Source organism: Gilliamella sp. ESL0405 (genome assembly GCF_019469205.1).
Taxonomy (GTDB): Bacteria; Pseudomonadota; Gammaproteobacteria; order Enterobacterales; family Orbaceae; genus Gilliamella.
In genome coordinates, this window is the sequence record NZ_CP048265.1 from 115,301 (window position 1) to 133,405 (window position 18,105).

Sequence of the window (18,105 nt, forward strand, 5' to 3'; positions counted from 1 at the left end):
CAGTCCCCTTAAGACTGTAGAGCGTCATTTAAACGATTTAAACGCCCTCTGATACTACTATCAATAACCATATCGCCCGTACGAATAATAAAACCAGAAATGAGCGATTTATCGATTTGACATTTTAGTTTTACTTTTCGTGATAAACGTTTTTCGACAGCGATAGAAATCTTATTAAGTTGTTCGCTTGTTAGCTCACTGGCAGAAATTACATCCACATCTGCTTGGGCATCTTTATCTAAGCAATATTGTTCAAACAGAGCTAACACTTCAGGAAGAAGGGATAAACGCTTGTTCTCGGCCATTATCTTAATAAAATTAGTACTAAACTCATCTAAGACATCTTTACAGATATTGATGAGTAAATTTGCTACCGAATCGGTTTTCATGTCAGATGTTAAGATGCTTCTTACTTGTGCATCTTTGCTTACTTGGGATGTTAACACCAACATTTTATGCCATGATTCGATGCTGTTTTTTTCTACCGCAAAATCAAAAGCAGCTTTAGCATAAGGGCGAGCAACCGTAATTAAGTCAGCCATTGCTCTAATCTCCCTATAATTCCGCTACAAGTTTATCAATGATGTCGCTATTAGCGGCTTCATTAACAGAACGTTCAATAATTTTTTCTGCACCAGCAATAGCGAGTGTAGCGACTTGTTGCTTAAGCTCTTCTCTAGCTCTTTTACGTTCAGCCTCTACTTCGGCAAGTCCTTGAGCAACGATGCGTTCTTTTTCTCGAGATGCTTCTTGATTAGCTTCTTCAAGAATAGCGGCTTTACGTTTATTTGCTTGCTCAATAATTGCATTAGCCTCGACCTTAGCTTGTTGCATTATGTCAGATGTATTTGCTTTGGCTAATTCCAAATCTTTTTTTGCTGTTTCTGCAGAAGCAAGTCCATCGGCTATCTCTTTTTGGCGTTTTTCAATCGCACGGATAACTGGAGGCCAAACAAACTTCATACAGAACCAAACAAACAATACAAATGTAATTGCTTGGCCGAGGAGAGTTGCGTTCATATTCATGAGACAATTCCTCTTAAATTATTTTTAGCCTGCGACAGCAAAAATGACATATAGTGCAATACCCACACAAATCATTGGGATCGCATCAACCAGACCCATAACGATAAAGAATTGAGTACGTAGCATCGGCATTAATTCTGGTTGACGAGCAGCACCTTCTAAAAATTTACCACCTAATAAACCAATACCAACTGCACCACCAATTGCAGCTAATCCCATCATTATGCCTGCGGCTACAAATAACATACTAGTATCCATTATATACTCCAGTTTATTGACAAAAAAAATTTAAATTAAAATTAATGTTCTTCCGTTGCCGATGCCATAGCTAAATAGACGATCGTCAACACCATAAAAATAAATGCTTGTAACGTAATAATTAAAATATGAAAAATAGCCCATGGTAAAGATAGTACCCATTGTGACCACCATGGTAATAATGCAGCAATTAGAATGAAGATAAGTTCACCTGCATACATGTTACCAAATAATCGAAGCCCTAAAGAGACAGGTTTCGCTAATAGACTGACCAATTCAAGTACTAAATTGATAGGCGCAAATGCCCAGTGATTGAACGGGTGAAGGGTATATTCTTTAATAAACCCGGAAATTCCTTTGTACTTGATTGAATAAATGATGATAAGTACAAATACGCCTAAAGACATTGACATGGTAATACTAACATCCGCTGTAGGTACCACTCTTAAATGCGATAGACCTAAATATTGACCGGCATAAGGTAAGAAATCAACCGGGATAAGGTCCATAAAATTCATTAAGAAGACCCAAATAAATACCGTTAATGCTAGCGGGGCAATGAGTTTATTTTGACCGGTGAACATGTCTTTTACGGTGTTGTTGACAAATTCAAAAATCATTTCTACTGCGCATTGTAATTTTCCTGGTACGCCGCTTGTTGCTTTTCGGGCTACACAATAAAAAATCCATAAAAAGAGCGCGCCGAGTAGAATTGAAAAGAACAATGAATCAAGATTAAAGGTCCAAAAACCTGAACCTACCTGCAAGTTCTCAAGGTGATGCTTGATATAAGCTTGTGGTGAAGCTGGAGAGGAAACTGACATAAAACCCTCTTACCTATTCCTAAAAATAAAAAAACACTGCTTATGTTAAACCATATAGGTATAAGCAATCGCTATAATAACCGAAGTCACTATTTTAAACCCAATTGCCTATATAAAGTCAAGATTTGATTAACAAATCAAAGGATTTAGACACTTTTTACTAATTTTGTGTAAATAATAACAGTTCGATTAACGATTATATTATAGGAAGTTTAACCCCATTGATTATTTAATTAATGGGGTTAAATTGAGCTAATTAGAGGTTTTCACTGTTTGGGCAATTTGTTCTGCTAATTTTTGTACTTCAGCTTCTTCACGTCCTTCGACCATGACCCGAATAAGCGGTTCTGTTCCGGACTTGCGAATTAAAACACGACCATTTTTAGCCAGTTGTGCTTCAGCTTGAGCAATTGCAGATTTGACGGCTGCATTTTGTAAAGGGTCATTTTCACCGGCAAAACGGACATTGATTAATACTTGCGGTAACATTTTCATTCCGCTACATAAATCAGCTAAAGACATATTGTTGCGAACCATTGCCGCCAGCACTTGTAAACCGGCCACAATACCATCACCGGTTGTGGTTTTATCGAGAAGTAACACATGCCCGGAATTTTCAGCACCGAGCCGCCAATTATTTTCAATAAGTTTTTCAAGAACATAACGATCGCCAACTTTAGCCCGTGCAAAAGGGATGCCGAGGTTTTTGAGGGCAAATTCAAGCCCCATATTACTCATTAATGTTCCTACCACACCGCCTTTAAGTTGCCCTTGTCTTAGCGCTTCTCTGGCAATGATATAGATAATTTGGTCACCATCAACTTTGCGGCCTTTATGGTCAACCATAATAATGCGATCCCCGTCACCGTCTAAGGCAAAACCGACATCGGCTTTCTCTTTTAAAACACGTTCAGATAACGCTTTAATATCGGTTGCACCACAATTTTGATTGATATTTACACCGTCTGGCTCGCAGCCAATTTTTGTAACTTTAGCGCCTAATTCACGCAATACTTTCGGGGCGATATGGTAGGTTGCGCCATTAGCACAATCCACCACAATTTTTAAACCGGATAAACTCAAATCGTGATCAAATGTGCTTTTACAAAACTCAATATAACGACCAGCGGCATCGGTGATTCGGCTTGCTCGTCCTAGTTGTTCTGATTCGACGCAGTCGATCTGTTTTTCCAGTTGCGCTTCGATTGCAAGTTCGATCGCATCATCGAGCTTTTTCCCTTCGGTTGAAAAGAATTTAATGCCATTATCATAAAAAGGGTTGTGTGAGGCGGAAATCACCACGCCGGCATCGGCACGAAATGTTCGGGTCAAATAGGCGATAGCCGGTGTCGGCATTGGACCAGTAAAGGCTGAGGCAACACCGGCTGAGGCGAAGCCTGCTTCAAGTGCCGATTCAAGCATATAACCGGAAATACGGGTATCTTTACCAATCAGCACTTTTTTTACCCCCTCTTTGGCTAGCACTCTTCCGGCGGCCCAACCCAATTTAAGGGCAAAATCTGGGGTGATAGGGTACTGCCCAACTTTGCCTCGAATTCCGTCAGTCCCAAAATATTTTCGATTAGACATGTTATTCCCTCATTTTGACGCCTTGTATTAGATAACTTTCATTATATTAATGGGTTATCATTGCCTAACGTATCATTGAAAGTCATCAATTAAATTATTTAAAACGTAATCTTAATCCGGATCTTGTCAAGAACTTTCAGAAAATATATACGTTTAAGTATAAAATTATTCACGATTATCATTAGCAAATTTTAGTAAAACTTGGCTCTCTTTAATAAATCGCTCTGCATAAGGACCAAACCATTTAGTCACTTGATTAAAATTCTCAATAAACTCTTTTTTATTGCGTTTTTCAATTAACTCAACCATTTGCCCAAAACATTGATAATAGTGTTTGATTAGCTCGATATTATCATCTGAAGCCATAATGATATCGGCATAAAGTTCAGGGTCTTGAGCAAATAAACGACCCACCATCATCAGTTCCAGTCGGTATATAGGAGAAGATAACGCAATTAATTGTTCTAAATCAGCTTGTTCACGTTGCAAATTCACCCCATAAGAAAACGAGGTAAAGTGCCGTAATGCTTGGATAAATGACATACATTTGTCATGCTCTTTAGCATCGATCGCACATAAATTTGCGCCCCAAATTCGCATTTGATCGATAAGCCATTGGTATTTTGCTGGCTCACGCCCTTCACAATAGACGATTATTTGTTTGGCTAAATTAGGCACATCCGGGCCAAACATTGGATGCAAACCAACAACCGGGCCAGGATGTTTATTTAACATGGCTTGAAGTGGTTTTACTTTTATCGAGGTGAAATCAGTCAAAATACAATCTTTAGGCAGCGGTGGTAATTGTTGAATAATTTCACAAGTTTTATTGATTGGCACCGTGACAATTACGACTGCGGCATCAGCAACAACTTCAGCGGCTTGATGCATGGTTTTTGAACCTAATGTTTTTACTTGGTAGCCTGATAAGGTAAATAATCGGGCAAATAATCGCCCCATTTGACCATTACCACCGATAATGACAACAGATCCTTTACCGGTATAGACTTTTTTAAAACCTTTGTCATTTTCACTAATGTATGACTCTCGCATTAAGCGTCGTAATATATCTTCAATTAAGGCCGGTGATATACCTAGCTTTTCTGCTTCTTGCCGCCTTTTCGCTAGCATATCAGCTTCACGCTTAGGATCATATATAGGAATACCGTGTTGGCTTTTAACTTCGCCGACTTCGGCAACTAACGCTAATCGCTGATTAATTAAAGATAAAATTGATTTATCAATCTCATCAATTTCATCACGCAGTTTGAGTAATTCCGTAGACATATTCCGTGATTCCTTTATCACAAGTGGTGACTTTTACTGTAATTGCTTAACAGTATACCGTATTTTTGATAGCATGGATCAATGACAACGTTAAATCAAATACAATAAGTTAATTATGAAAGTTATCTCATTTAATATTAATAGTCTGCGTGCTCGCATTCATCAATTAGCCGCAATTATTGATAAACATCAGCCAGATATTATCGGCTTGCAAGAAACAAAAGTTCATAATGATCAATTCCCAGTTGAAGAGCTAGCGCAATTTGGTTATCACTTACATTATCATGGTCAAAAAGGGCATTATGGTGTGGCGTTGTTAACCAAACAAAAACCGATAACGGTTAGCTGTGGCTTCCCAACGGATAGTGACGATGCGCAGTGCCGTTTGATTATGGCACAATTACCCACTAATGAAGGTAATTTAACCGTGATTAATGGTTACTTTCCACAAGGGGAGAGTTTACATCACGAAATTAAGTACCCGGCAAAACGTAAGTTTTATCAAGATCTGATTGACTATCTTACCGAGCATCAATTGAGCAATGAGTTATCTTTAATTATGGGCGATATGAACATCTGTCCTGCTGATGTGGATATCGGGATTTCTGAAGATAGCCGCAAACGCTGGTTGCGCACCGGTAAATGTTCGTTTCTACCGGAAGAGCGCCAATGGATGACTAATCTTATGTCTTTGGGTTTTGTTGATACTTATCGTCATGCTCATCCAACTGAGCAAGCTTATTCGTGGTTTGATTATCGTTCAAAAGGCTTTGATAGCTATACCGGGCTTAGAATTGATTTGATTTTAGCCAGCCAAAAATTACTTGCTCACTGCCAGCAAACCGGTATTGATTACGATATTCGGGGTATGGAAAAACCGTCAGATCATGCGCCGATTTGGGCAGATTTTGATTTAGCCTAAGCTTATATTATGAATAATAAGGATAATAGCATGCAAAATCGTTCGATTTTATCGGTTAAAGATCTTAACCAAATGGTGAAAGATCTCCTTTCCGATGCTATTGGTCAAATTTGGTTAGTTGGCGAGATTTCTAACTTTTCACGCCCAGCTTCCGGTCACTGGTACTTCACACTTAAAGATGAAACCGCCCAAGTGCGTTGTGCCATGTTTCGTAATAGCAATTTTAGAACCGGATTTACACCGCAAAATGGCCAACAAGTTTTAGTTAATGCTTCCGTAACACTTTATGAAGCTCGAGGTGAATATCAACTTGTTATTGATAAAATGCAACCCGCTGGCGCTGGCTTGTTACAACAAAAATTTGAGCAGTTAAAACAACGATTATCTGACGAAGGATTATTCGATCCAATTTATAAAAAAACCTTACCTGAAAATATTCGCACAATCGGTATTATCACTTCATCAACCGGCGCTGCGCTTTATGATATCTGCCAGATATTAAAACGCCGTGATCCCTCTTTACATTTGATTATCTATCCAACTCAAGTGCAAGGCACAGAAGCGGCAGGGCAAATAGCCAAAATGATTGAGATTGCTAATAACCGTCAAGAGTGTGATGTATTAATTGTTGGTCGGGGTGGGGGCTCGCTGGAAGATCTCTGGTCATTTAATGAAGAAGTGGTCGCAAGAGCGATTTTTGCCAGTCAAATACCGATTGTTAGTGCAGTCGGGCACGAAATTGATTTTACTATCGCTGATTTTGTTGCTGATATTCGAGCGGCAACGCCGTCAGCCGCAGCTGAGTTAGTGAGTACTAACAATCTAGATCAAATAAAGCGTCTACAAGTGCAAGAACAGTATCTTTTTATGGCGATAGACAATTATCTAATGCGTCGTCGGGAAATGCTTAATAAATGGCGTCATCGATTGCAAGCTGAGCACCCACAAGCGAAGCTGTCCAAACAGTCAAATCGTCTGTTAACTTGCCGTCATGCGCTATTTGAAAACATTCAACAATACCTATTTCGGCAATCAAATCTTCATAACTATTTAGATAGAAGATTATTACGCCTCTCACCGCAAAATGATATTCGTCTTCTACGCCAAACAGTTGAAAAACGCCAGCAACAAATCATGACTTTAATGGAGCAGAAACTTACACATGCTAAACATCAGTTTGTTTTACAAACATCGCAACTCAATAATGTCAGCCCACTGGCAACTTTAGAGCGTGGTTATAGCGTGACAACTAATCAAGCTAATATTGTGATACGCAGTTGTGACCAAGTTGTGATTGGTGAGCATATCACCACGCAATTAAAAACGGGGAAATTAGTTAGCCAAATTGTTAAAGTCGAATAACCGACCGACTGATTACCCGTAAATATATCACTTAGGCGCTGAGAAATGTTGCAAATTGGTCTCTAGATAAAAATTGTATCTAAAACCGCTATATGTATATAATATCAACGCATTATTAATTGAATTAATCATAAGAGAATAGTTAAGTTATGCATCCTCCAATTGGTATAGATTTAGGTACAACAAATAGTTTAATTTGTGTTTGGCAGGACGGTCAGCCAACTTTAATTCCCAACTCAATAGGCGAGTTGGTTACCCCCTCAGTTGTCAGTGTTGATAATGATGATTCTATTTTAGTTGGGCGTGCAGCATTGTCTCGCTTAACCACTCATCCCAATTGCACAGCAGCTGCATTTAAACGGTATTTAGGGTCGAGTAAAGTTTTTGAATTAGGCAATAAAAAATTTACCCCAACAGAACTATCGGCAATGGTACTAAAATCGTTAAAAGCTGATGCACAAGCGTTTTTAGGGCAGGAGATTTGTGATGTTGTCATTTCTGTACCAGCTTATTTTAATGATGAGCAACGTAAGCAAACCCGTTTTGCCGCAGAGCTTGCCGGGTTAAATGCTGTACGTTTAATTAATGAACCCACCGCAGCAGCTATGGCATATGGCTTGCACGAGGAGCAATCGGGAAATACGTTAGTATTTGATTTGGGTGGTGGTACATTTGATGTCACAGTACTTGAGTATTCCCTGCCAATTATCGAAGTCCATGCTTCAGCAGGTGATAATTACCTTGGGGGGGAAGATTTTACTCATGAACTGGTAAAAGCTTGCTTAAGTGAGTGGAATATTAAACCACAAGATATCGCAACAGATGACTATGCCCGATTATTAGATTTAGCTGAACAGTTAAAATGTAAGTTAAATGGCGAAAAAATGCATAATTTAACTTGGTTTTGGCAGGATAAACAATGGCAATTTTCACTTAACGAAAGTCGAGCTAGAATGATTTGGTTACCCTTGCTAAACCGTTTGCGAGCACCGATTGAACAAGCATTAAGTGATGCCCGTTTAAAGCCCAATCAGCTTGAACATATTGTGTTAGTTGGCGGTTCATCGCAATTAGGTGTGGTTCGTGAGTTAGTGACAAAGTTATTTGGCAAACTCCCTTATCGTCATATTAATCCGACCACTATTGTGGCACAAGGTGCGGCTGTTCAAGCGGCTTGTCGTTTACGTAATGCAGATGTGGAAGAAGTTATCTTGACCGACGTTTGCCCTTACACATTAGGTATTGAAAGTTCTTCCGATAATGTTCGTGGTTTATTTTCCCCAATTATTGAACGTAATACGATTGTACCGACCTCAAAAGTTAAAACCTTTTATACTACACATCCGCAGCAAAAATATATCTCTGTTGCAGTATATCAAGGCGAACACCCACTTGTTAAAAACAACGTATTAATTGATCAGTTTGAGGTGCCTTTAACGCCGACCGAAGAGCTGCAAGGAATCGATGTTCGATTTAGCTATGATTTAAATGGTTTATTAGAAGTCGATGTGATAATACATGCCACCGGCCAACAGCATGGTAAAGTCATCGATCATAGCCCGATAGGATTAACAGAAAAACAAAAACAAGAAAGCCATGAACGATTGAAATCGCTTAAAGTTCATCCACGAGATCAAATGCCAAATCGTACATTATTGGCTAGATTAGATCGTGCATGGGCACAATCATTAGGTGATGAACGCAGCTTGATTGGCTCGTATATCGAAACTTTTTTAACCGTATTAGATCGGCAAAATACTGAGGAAATTGAAACAATTCGTTGTGAAATTGAATCATCTTTAACTAGCCTCGATAGATAACTTAATGAATTATTAATCTATTGATTATAATACATCCCCTTTTATTTTTTTATAAAAGGGGTTTTTGTTAGTTTTCTTTCTCATTTATTGGTGGCCCGTATCGATTTGTTTGTTCAATACTTGGCTGCCAAAGTCGAAAAATATTGAACCCTTTCCCCGTATCGGTATCATTGACACGCCTTTTTATGGCAAAAATAAGATTAATGAATATTAGGCAAAATAACATTCCTCGAAAGAGATAATCAAAATTTTGTAGATCAAGATTTTTCAGGAAGGCAGGTATCCTTGTTTCAATGAGAAATAAAAAAATTGTCATCCATACGGTCTGTATAAAAAAGCCTTTATTATTTGTGCGACCATTCCAACGCCAAAACTGAAAATACCCATTTTTAGGTAGTGATTGTGCATTGAGTTTTTCTTGATTTTCTTGATTTTCAGCTAACAGCAATGCAGCGCAAAGTCGTAGTACTAAATTATTACTCGCGTCTGTTCGTAATTGATCCAAAGCATTAATTTGCTTTTGAACACAGATGCCATAAGGATTGGATAAATGTTTTGCCAGCTTAGCAATGAAGATAGCTTGCTTTGCAGCTTTACTTTTACTGCCTACGGCCAAAAGTGTTAAGCGCTTTTCATTTATTAAAGTGTGTGCAATTTTTTGAAGATTTAGGTTGTCGCCGGCAATCGTTTGTAATGTGTGCTCTAATTGAGACTGTTGTGCTGTTTTATTTAAAACAATTTTGTATAGCAGCATCAAATAGATAGGATTTTCATTCGCTAATTTTGTTTGCCAAAATCCGGTTAAATGTTGTGGAATTTGGGTAAAATCAGTGTCGTATGGATTGGTAATGATGTTTTCAATTGAGTTAGGATAATTACTCAAAACACAATTAGTGATCTCATTGTTATTAATTATCAAGTTATACAGTTCTGATTCATTTTGCCAATTACCATACTTAAAGATATTGACCAATGGAAGAAATGGATCATCATCGGTTAAAATAAAATCACTGTTCTCTTTTTTAATTAACTTGGCTGTTTCTAAAGGGTTATTAGTAATAGCGAGAACGAGCATACAGCTACGATACCATTGCCAATAGGCCTCTTTATCGATCAAGGCGTTAGGTGGAAATGGAAATTGGTAATATTGTTCATTGTCAAAATAGACCTGCCAGTCAAACATTTCCATATTAAAATATTTCATATATCTGTAAAGATGTACTTTGGCGTGCTTAGGAATTAAATCAAACCTATCTAACCATAAACGCACATATATCGCGTCATCATTATCGCTTTCAATATCAAATCTGATTGGCATTGGAAGATCTTCATCACTATTATACAACCAATCTTTAAATGCTTTTATCGGTTCAAGTTCGGTTAGCCATACTAAATGTTGCTTAGCCTGACGTTGTAGATTTTGTAAAATGAATTGTTCAAATATATCATCGCTTTGTTCTTCAAGAATTTGCTGTAATAAGGTTTGATTACCGTGGCATAACATAATGGCATGTCGGTATAAGCGATATAAACGATTGGTACCATTGTCCAGTAACAACAAAGGCAGGATTTGGCGATAATTCCAATTTATTTCTAGCGCCCAATTTATAAAGCTAGCAATTTCTGGTGAATAATCGCTAGGATCGATTTGGGCTAATCGTGATACTGTTATCGTAGACCATTGAGGAACTATATTGTAAAAGTTATTGTCTGTTGATGTCGGTGCTAGGCAATAACAGTCATTAAGTGCGATACATAATAGTGGGAAATACTCTTGCGCAAAATATAAACACCAACCCGCTATCCAACTGGCTGCTTTTTGTTGATAATGACCTGTATTATAAAGATCAATCCAAGCTTGTAGCGCATTTTGTTTATCGGTAAGTAAGGTATATTGAATTGCCGCTAAAAACCGCCATTCGATAATATTACGCTTATCATCATCGTTTTGGGCGATACGTTGTAAAGTATAGTCTAAAATAGATTGATTTGGTATATTTGCCACACGGTAAAAATTGGCAAATTGCATCATTAAGTCTTTATCATCAGGTAAACAGATGACTGTATCTTGCATTAAAAAAGACTCAAGTTCATCTTGTGAACGCCACCAATATAACCAATGACAGTGAGAAATATAATCAATGGTGGCATCTTGTAGTACGATATTTGTGGTTGGTAAGGATGCGTAATTGAAAGTATCGCCACTATCAATATATTCAAGAAAACTCTCATACTTTTCATATTGTTCGGGTTTTTCGATCATCAGCTGTTGTCGCCAACGTAAACTTTCGGCGAGTAATTTGGCGCATGATTGCGATATATTCTTTGCTTGAGTGCTTATTTCTAACAAACGCCATTTTACCGAATCAATAATTGCCATAGGATAGTCATAAAATGAACTGATAAATAATTGCCATTCATCGACATTAAAGCGACGTTTTGGATCATTTAAAAGCATTTGATAAGCAGTACAAATTTCATTCTCTTTAAGCTGCTCTTCTGTCAGTGGCTGGGAAATGTCTTGTGCTGAGCTGTCCGATTCTAACTCAGCAGCAAATTTTTCAGGCGATTTGGCATATTCTATTGCATTTTCATAAGCGGCTCGTAACGCTTTAAATCCATCAGGATCGGTTTCGGGATGATGATTGGGTAATTTTGCACGATATGCTTGACGAATAGTTGCAATATCAGTCGTTTTCTCAATGCCCAGTAGTTGCCATATGTTATCATTCATGACCAATCATACTCCATTAATGATGTTGGTTTCTCTAATTCTTCAATATTAATAAACCAAGGTAATAAGTTGTAAGGCAATGTTTTGTCTGTGTATAGTTCTGCCATTACATGGCGTTGTGATGTTCTGGTTAATTGACAATGCAACTGCTCTAAGTCCTCAATTCCCCACGTTTGCCTGTATCGATGACCAATAAACCAGCCAATATGATAATGCTGCCATGATTCATAAAAACATCGAGCTCGAAGACTGATCCTATTTAAAATCCATAAAGCTTCTTGTTCGGTTACATATTTATTGGTTGTGCCGATTCGTATAAGATATGCGGCTCTTACATAATCCCAACTACGAATACCGGCAACACCACAAGCTGGAAATGTTTGTTCCACATATTTTAGTATTATTTTCTGAATGTCTGTTTGTTCTTCACAATAGTTAAGCCATTCAATTTCAGAAAATCGTGAATATTTAAAATAGAGTTGTGAAATGAATTGTGCTGGCCCGTCATCAACCAGGTCAAATATTTGTTTTAGAAAAGTTTCCCGAGAATTGATCTCCCAATTCTCACTTAAATCGATAAATGTATCATCAGGGAAAACATAAGGGGACGTAAAGATAGCACCATTTTTTTTATTTAACATAACCATAGGTGCCGATAAAGCGTATAACCAATCAATAAAATCTTGAGAAACCATTTTCTACTCAGTTGATAACAGATATTGTTTATAGCGTTGTAGAAAGATAACAGAATCATGTATAAATTGAAAGGGCATATTGTCTTGAAATTTAATGTGATTAAAATGCATAGCGGAATTATTACAAGAAGCAACAAAATTGTTTTGCAAATTGGTTTGTGCAAGGCATAATGAAATACGATTTTTTTGTAATCATCTATACATTATTTAGCCACAAAAGAAAGGAGTTATAATGAAAAAATTCGCCTTAATGGTACTATTAATGTCAGGCGTATTGATGCTACAAGGCTGTGTTGCGGCATTGATTGGCGTTGGTGCCGGCGCTACAGCGACAATTGCAACCGATCCTCGTACTGCTGGAACCCAAGTTGATGATACAACGCTTAATTCACGAATTACCAGTAAATTAAGAGATAACGGACCTATGTTTATTGGCTCACGTATTTCAACTAGCACTTATGATGGTAATATTTTGTTAACCGGGCAAGCAAATCAAGAACAAATTGAGAAAGCTGAAAGCTTAGCAAATGAAGTTGAAGGTGTAAAAACAGTTTACAATCAAATTCGTATCGGAACGCCAGTGGGTGCTGGCACAGTAACTAATGACACATGGATCACCACTAAAGTAAAATCTCAGTTAATGCTAAATTCACAAGTTAAATCACGTAAGATAAAAGTGGTGACGGAAAATGGTGAAGTTTTCTTAATTGGTATCTTAACACCAGAACAAGGCAGACTTGCTGCTGAAGTTGCCAGTAAAGTAGCCGGTGTTAAAAAGGTGATTACGCTTTACACTTACCCAGATAACTAATCAGTTAAAATTATAAAAGAAAGGGGGATTTCCCCCTTTTTTTATCTTATTTTATTGATTCGATCCGTTCGATAAGTTTTGCCAGACCTTGCTGTCGTGATTGGCTAAGTTCTTGAGCAATTTTCAGTTCTTTAAATAATGCCGGAAAGTCGATAGCATGAATTTGCGTGGCATTTTTGTTATTGGCTATCAAGATCAAAATAGCAAGTAATCCTTTAACAATCCTTCCTTCACTATCACCTTGAAAGATAAATGTGCCGTCAGCTTGTTTTTGATAAGTTAACCATACTCGGTTTTCACAACCGTTCACTTGATTTTCCTCGGTTTTTTGATCTGGAGGAAAATCAGGCAATTGCTTAGCTAAAAGTATCAGTTGTCGATAGCGATCTTGCCAGTTATGTTGCTGAGAAAATAGTTCAGTTAAAGATTGTTGTGAAACCATATTATAGACCTGTTTAGGGTGATAAAAATTTGCCATGCTAGTTCAGTTTAGATAGATGTTTTCGCATAAATTTATGCAAATATCTCAATGGCATTATTAAGGGCAGTTATCAATTTATCAATATCTTGTTGGTTATTATAAGGCATAAGCGATATACGAATCACACCGTGACAACCAAGTTTATTCATCAACGGTTGAGCGCAAAGCTCCCCAGTACGTATGGCAATATTTTGATCGCCTAATAAGATTGCAATATCATTATGATGAATATGCTTAAAATTAAAACTGATAATAGCGCTACCTTCGACGCTATAAAATTGAATATCATCAAACTGTTTTAATTGCGATCTTGCGTAATTGGATAATTGAATTAAGTAGTTATCTGCCTGAACTTCATCCCATTTATTTAACCAGCTAAGTGAGGCATTTAGGCCAACAATCCCGGCGATATTTTGCGTTCCGGCTTCAAATTTGTAGGGCAGTTGTGCAACTTGAAATTCAGAAAATGTGGTTGTCTTCAACATCTTCCCGCCACCTTGCCAAACGCTCATTTGTTCCAGTAACGTCGCTTTGCCATATAACACCCCTAGCCCAGTTGGGGCATATAGCTTGTGTGCTGAAAAGGCATAAAAATCGATATTGAGCTTGTCAACATTGATTGGCTGATGAACAATACCTTGCGCCCCGTCAACCACTAATATCGCATTATTTTGGTGAACAAGTTGACTAATTTGCGCTAAATCTGGACAAAATCCCGTTACGTTAGACATTTGCGTCACCGCAACGATTTTTGTGCGTGATGAGATGAGTGAAGAAAGCTCATCAATATCCGCTGACCATTGAATGACTTTTGCTCCAGTCTGCTTAGCAACGATTAACCAAGGTAATAAATTGCTATGATGCTCTAATTCGCTAACGATAATTTCATCGCCAGGTTGTAATAGGGGGCGAGCATAACTTTGAGCAATTAAGTTAATTGATTCAGTTGTGCCACGCGTCCAAATAATTTCATGGCTATGTTTGGCATGAATCAGATTAGCAACATTTTCTCTTGTTGTGTGAATGGTTTGTGTCACCTGCAGCGCATTATGGTGCAAACTGCGTTCAGCCGTTGCGGTGTTGTGCGCATAATATTGTACTGTCGCATCAATCATCGCTTGTGGCTTAAGCGCAGTGGCTGCCGAATCAAGGTAGACACTTTGATTATTGAGCGCGGGGAAATCGGCCCGAAATTGCTCGGCATCAAAATATTTATTGCGCAAGTTCAAGTCCTGCAATTCCATTCCAGTAACCATTACAGTCTCGTTTATGTTCAATGTGCAAAGGATTTAATCCGTCTTCATTGGCTTTAAACTGTTTGACCACATCTAAGGTTTCAACACCTAATGGCGAGATGCGGACAATATCAACCAATCCTTTCATCTCTTTAAGATTATTGCCTAAATTATAACAATAACCACTTTGCGTTTGAATGCCGTTTAACACAAATACTTTTTGCTGTTCTTGTGAAAATACTTCACGGCCGGTTGGGTATTTAATACAGCAGGTTTCACATTTATCTTTTGGTCTATCTTCGGAACGAGCGGTAAAACAGCGAGCAGAATAAGCTAACGGTAAGTAGCCATAACTAAAGACTTCAACTTCAAAATTTCGAGCTATATTCAAGCTATCAAATTGATTAAGTACATTGTTTAACCAATCGCGAGAAAGTTCAACAGGCATACACCAACGTACCATACCCTGTTTTTGTAATAACTTTAAGGTTAAAGCGTTATAACAGTTAATAGCCGGACCTGCCACAAAAGGTAAATGATTATCATGGGCAATGTTAATTGCTGCTAAGTCATTAGCTTCAACTAAAAAATCACCATTGTTTACCAGCTGCCTTAAATCATTAAGTTCTGATGGCGCTTCAAGTAATGCTAAAGTGGAAAGGACGACTTGCTTGCCAGATTTGGCAATCTCTTTTGCTAAGTCTAACCAATTGGGCACCTTCATTTCACGGCGCTTGGTACATACCGTTTCACCCATATAAATAATGTCTGCTTCACTATTAGTGGCAGCATGGTAAAAAGCTTCAGTTTCGATTTTAGGCCAATAGTACAGCACTGGTCCTAATGCGTATTTCATCGTTTTGCTCACTATATTTATATTAGATTGATTTAACTAAAAATCGCTACAGCGATTTTATTTACATTGTCATTAATTAAAATATGAATCTATTTCAATCATCTTTATTGTGAATGACTAATTGGCAAGTTAATTCTACATTATTGCCATTTACGGTGATAAGCACCTAATGTGGTTTGCGTTCCTTCTGAAACAGAACCAAGTGTATCCATCCAATTTTTTTCTGCCTGATAGGATTGTGGATTAGCTTTATAGCGGTCAATAGCTTGTCGCCATACTTTGGTCACTTGTTCAACATAAGCCGGGCTACGTTGACGACCTTCGATTTTCACCGAGGCAATATTAGCAGCAAATAATTCCGGTAAAAGTTCAATCGTATTTAAACTGGTTGGCTCTTCAATCGGATGATAAAGCTCTTGACCAACAAAGTAGCGACCTTTACATAAGGTTGGATAGCCAGCATTTTCACCTTTTTTATGACAGTCGATCAAAACATTGTTTAGTCTTGACTCAAGACCCTTTTCGGTCTCTTCCCAGCGCACAAACTTTGCTGGTGAGCACGCACCAACAGTGTTAGGAGATTCGCCAGTTAAATAAGAAGACAAGTAACAACGGCCTTCTGCCATAATACATAAACTGCCAAAAGCAAAAACTTCTAATGGAACAGGCGACACTTGAGAAAGCTGTTTTACCTGATGCATTGACAATACACGAGGCAACACAATTCGATGTACGTGAAAATTATTATAATAAAACTTAATTGACTCTTCATTGGTCGAAGAGGCTTGCACCGAAACATGGCGCTCTAAATTGGGATATTTTTCAGCTGCATAATCAAGCATTGCAAGATCGGCAATGATTAAAGCATCAGCGCCAATGTTTGCAGCGGTATCAACCGCATGTTGCCACCGCTGAAAATTTTCAGGATGCGCAAAAGTATTAATCGCAATATGCAATTTTTTACCACGTTTATGTACATAATCCGCAGCTTCAATTAATCGCTTCTCATTAAAATTTAAACCAGCAAAGTGACGGGCATTGGTATCATCTTTCAAACCAATATAGACAGCATCAGCGCCATTATCAATCGCCACTTTTAACGATGGTAAAGATCCAGCAGGACAAAGAAGTTCCATAATTATTCCTAACTTAAGTTCGGTATTTAATACGCCATGTATTATGCAATAATTCCTGATTTAATGCGAATAGAAAGCAAATTTCTAGGCTAAAAAAAACATACAACCCTGTTTTTTATATAACTGTATGTAATAAATATAATTTTTAATAAAGTAAGTGATTACTATTGATAATTAAATTGAATCAAAACGGTGATAGTTAACATAGGATAATTTACGATTTTGCAAAGTAAAAAACCAGACATTTATTATTTAATTTCTGGTTTTTATATTTAAAAAGAATTATATCAATAATCAACTAAATTCAATCTATTTTATGTTTAGCGTACTATGTTGCTGATAATTAATACTTATTTCAGCGCATTTTCAAGTTGTGTTATATTTTCAGTCGAATTTAATTGAGTCATACAATTATTGATTAATTGTGAAGTGATATCTTGAACTAACTGATAGTTATTACTTTCCCATTCGTCAAAAGTTTTGGTTTTATCCTCTACCGATAAACTGTTGTGAGAACAAGCAAAGTAAAATCCTTCCGCTTTAATCGATGTTTGATAAATAAAATTGTATTTATTATCCGTCAAACCATCATAAATCAGTTTAAATTTATAAGGTTGAATGGTGATAGTGTGTTCTTTTTGTTTGTTGGCTTTTATTTTTTTTAAAATTGTATATAACTGAGGTTTTAAAAGCTCCATGGTTTTATTTGGTACTGAATTTACGTAGCTACCTTTTAATTCTTCCTTTGAAAAAGTATTCACGTTGCCACCAAGACTAGTAAAAAAGCCTGCGGCAAATTGAACTACTTTCAATCCAACAACTTGTGCTGTATTACTTCGGGTAACAATATTTAAATAACTATTCGTATCTTTAACTACTTCTCCATTAATGGCATTTTCCGTTAACACCTTAATATTCGCACCATTATTTAAAGTTATTACTTCTGTTTCCACAATCTGTGTTCTAGGCAATGGTTCTCTGTTGCCAGAACATCCAAATAATAAAAGCAAGCAACAACTTAAAATAACATATTTAATCTTTTCCATAATTTTATATTTCCTTTTACTT

General features: G+C 37.3%; 17 protein-coding genes. 4 read left to right on the top strand and 13 right to left on the bottom strand.

What is annotated here, in order from left to right; translation table 11 throughout:
* Positions 1–8 precede the first annotated feature (8 nt).
* From atpH to tyrA, 6 genes are all read right to left on the bottom strand, one after another.
* Positions 9–542 (bottom strand): F0F1 ATP synthase subunit delta, encoded by a 534-nt coding sequence (gene atpH / locus GYM74_RS00545; protein WP_220218580.1) that lies wholly within the window; start codon positions 540–542, stop codon positions 9–11.
* A gap of 13 nt (positions 543–555) precedes the next feature.
* Complete coding sequence (gene atpF / locus GYM74_RS00550) at positions 556–1,026, bottom strand: F0F1 ATP synthase subunit B (RefSeq protein WP_220218581.1); 471 nt, start codon at positions 1,024–1,026, stop codon at positions 556–558.
* Between the two features lie 24 nt (positions 1,027–1,050).
* On the bottom strand, positions 1,051–1,284 hold the full coding sequence (gene atpE, locus GYM74_RS00555) for a F0F1 ATP synthase subunit C (protein WP_220218582.1): 234 nt from the start codon (positions 1,282–1,284) through the stop codon (positions 1,051–1,053).
* 41 nt (positions 1,285–1,325) lie between these two features.
* Complete coding sequence (atpB, locus tag GYM74_RS00560; protein ID WP_220218583.1) at positions 1,326–2,108, bottom strand: F0F1 ATP synthase subunit A; 783 nt, start codon at positions 2,106–2,108, stop codon at positions 1,326–1,328.
* A 252-nt stretch (positions 2,109–2,360) separates the two neighbouring features.
* On the bottom strand, positions 2,361–3,698 hold the full coding sequence (gene glmM / locus GYM74_RS00565) for a phosphoglucosamine mutase (RefSeq protein ID WP_220218584.1): 1,338 nt from the start codon (positions 3,696–3,698) through the stop codon (positions 2,361–2,363).
* Positions 3,699–3,863: 165 nt separating this feature from the next.
* On the bottom strand, positions 3,864–4,985 hold the full coding sequence (gene tyrA / locus GYM74_RS00570) for a bifunctional chorismate mutase/prephenate dehydrogenase (protein WP_220218585.1): 1,122 nt from the start codon (positions 4,983–4,985) through the stop codon (positions 3,864–3,866).
* Positions 4,986–5,100: 115 nt separating this feature from the next.
* On the opposite strand from tyrA, the gene xthA reads away from it, so the two are divergent.
* From xthA to GYM74_RS00585, 3 genes are all read left to right on the top strand, one after another.
* Positions 5,101–5,907, top strand: a complete 807-nt coding sequence (xthA, locus tag GYM74_RS00575) for an exodeoxyribonuclease III (RefSeq protein WP_220218586.1) — start codon at positions 5,101–5,103, stop codon at positions 5,905–5,907.
* Between the two features lie 30 nt (positions 5,908–5,937).
* Entirely contained in the window at positions 5,938–7,269 is a 1,332-nt protein-coding gene (gene xseA, locus GYM74_RS00580) for an exodeoxyribonuclease VII large subunit (protein ID WP_220218587.1), read from the top strand.
* Between the two features lie 149 nt (positions 7,270–7,418).
* Complete coding sequence (locus GYM74_RS00585; protein WP_220218588.1) at positions 7,419–9,089, top strand: molecular chaperone HscC; 1,671 nt, start codon at positions 7,419–7,421, stop codon at positions 9,087–9,089.
* A 67-nt stretch (positions 9,090–9,156) separates the two neighbouring features.
* Here GYM74_RS00585 and GYM74_RS00590 read toward each other — a convergent pair whose 3' ends face one another.
* On the bottom strand, positions 9,157–11,823 hold the full coding sequence (locus GYM74_RS00590) for a J domain-containing protein (RefSeq protein WP_220218589.1): 2,667 nt from the start codon (positions 11,821–11,823) through the stop codon (positions 9,157–9,159).
* Positions 11,820–12,518: a DUF1266 domain-containing protein gene (locus GYM74_RS00595; RefSeq protein WP_220218590.1), complete on the bottom strand. Its 699-nt coding sequence runs from the start codon at positions 12,516–12,518 to the stop codon at positions 11,820–11,822. The genes GYM74_RS00590 and GYM74_RS00595 overlap by 4 nt, the downstream gene beginning before the upstream one ends.
* A gap of 232 nt (positions 12,519–12,750) precedes the next feature.
* Here GYM74_RS00595 and dolP point away from each other — a divergent pair, with 232 nt between their 5' ends.
* On the top strand, positions 12,751–13,329 hold the full coding sequence (gene dolP / locus GYM74_RS00600; RefSeq protein WP_220218591.1) for a division/outer membrane stress-associated lipid-binding lipoprotein: 579 nt from the start codon (positions 12,751–12,753) through the stop codon (positions 13,327–13,329).
* 46 nt (positions 13,330–13,375) lie between these two features.
* On the opposite strand, the gene csdE is transcribed toward dolP, so the two are convergent.
* The 5 genes from csdE to GYM74_RS00625 all read right to left on the bottom strand — a co-directional run bounded on the left by csdE (position 13,376) and on the right by GYM74_RS00625 (position 18,083).
* Entirely contained in the window at positions 13,376–13,807 is a 432-nt protein-coding gene (gene csdE, locus GYM74_RS00605) for a cysteine desulfurase sulfur acceptor subunit CsdE (RefSeq protein WP_220218592.1), read from the bottom strand.
* Positions 13,808–13,842: 35 nt separating this feature from the next.
* Positions 13,843–15,066: a cysteine desulfurase CsdA gene (gene csdA, locus GYM74_RS00610; RefSeq protein ID WP_255556183.1), complete on the bottom strand. Its 1,224-nt coding sequence runs from the start codon at positions 15,064–15,066 to the stop codon at positions 13,843–13,845.
* On the bottom strand, positions 15,023–15,901 hold the full coding sequence (locus GYM74_RS00615; RefSeq protein ID WP_220218593.1) for a U32 family peptidase: 879 nt from the start codon (positions 15,899–15,901) through the stop codon (positions 15,023–15,025). The genes csdA and GYM74_RS00615 overlap by 44 nt, the downstream gene beginning before the upstream one ends.
* Before the next feature lie 140 nt (positions 15,902–16,041).
* Positions 16,042–17,037: a peptidase U32 family protein gene (locus tag GYM74_RS00620; RefSeq protein ID WP_220218594.1), complete on the bottom strand. Its 996-nt coding sequence runs from the start codon at positions 17,035–17,037 to the stop codon at positions 16,042–16,044.
* 350 nt (positions 17,038–17,387) lie between these two features.
* Positions 17,388–18,083, bottom strand: coding sequence for a hypothetical protein (locus GYM74_RS00625; RefSeq protein WP_220218595.1), 696 nt, complete (start codon positions 18,081–18,083; stop codon positions 17,388–17,390).
* Positions 18,084–18,105: the final 22 nt, after the last annotated feature.

Coding starts and splice junctions, on each gene's coding strand:
- GYM74_RS00595 (WP_220218590.1), bottom strand. CDS start 12,518: ATGGTTTCTCAAGATTTTATTGATTGGTTATACGCTTTATCGGCACCT.
- GYM74_RS00620 (WP_220218594.1), bottom strand. CDS start 17,037: ATGGAACTTCTTTGTCCTGCTGGATCTTTACCATCGTTAAAAGTGGCG.
- tyrA (WP_220218585.1), bottom strand. CDS start 4,985: ATGTCTACGGAATTACTCAAACTGCGTGATGAAATTGATGAGATTGAT.
- xthA (WP_220218586.1), top strand. CDS start 5,101: ATGAAAGTTATCTCATTTAATATTAATAGTCTGCGTGCTCGCATTCAT.
- dolP (WP_220218591.1), top strand. CDS start 12,751: ATGAAAAAATTCGCCTTAATGGTACTATTAATGTCAGGCGTATTGATG.
- GYM74_RS00625 (WP_220218595.1), bottom strand. CDS start 18,083: ATGGAAAAGATTAAATATGTTATTTTAAGTTGTTGCTTGCTTTTATTA.
- GYM74_RS00585 (WP_220218588.1), top strand. CDS start 7,419: ATGCATCCTCCAATTGGTATAGATTTAGGTACAACAAATAGTTTAATT.
- csdA (WP_255556183.1), bottom strand. CDS start 15,066: ATGGTTACTGGAATGGAATTGCAGGACTTGAACTTGCGCAATAAATAT.
- atpF (WP_220218581.1), bottom strand. CDS start 1,026: ATGAATATGAACGCAACTCTCCTCGGCCAAGCAATTACATTTGTATTG.
- csdE (WP_220218592.1), bottom strand. CDS start 13,807: ATGGCAAATTTTTATCACCCTAAACAGGTCTATAATATGGTTTCACAA.
- atpH (WP_220218580.1), bottom strand. CDS start 542: ATGGCTGACTTAATTACGGTTGCTCGCCCTTATGCTAAAGCTGCTTTT.
- xseA (WP_220218587.1), top strand. CDS start 5,938: ATGCAAAATCGTTCGATTTTATCGGTTAAAGATCTTAACCAAATGGTG.
- GYM74_RS00615 (WP_220218593.1), bottom strand. CDS start 15,901: ATGAAATACGCATTAGGACCAGTGCTGTACTATTGGCCTAAAATCGAA.
- atpE (WP_220218582.1), bottom strand. CDS start 1,284: ATGGATACTAGTATGTTATTTGTAGCCGCAGGCATAATGATGGGATTA.
- atpB (WP_220218583.1), bottom strand. CDS start 2,108: ATGTCAGTTTCCTCTCCAGCTTCACCACAAGCTTATATCAAGCATCAC.
- glmM (WP_220218584.1), bottom strand. CDS start 3,698: ATGTCTAATCGAAAATATTTTGGGACTGACGGAATTCGAGGCAAAGTT.
- GYM74_RS00590 (WP_220218589.1), bottom strand. CDS start 11,823: ATGAATGATAACATATGGCAACTACTGGGCATTGAGAAAACGACTGAT.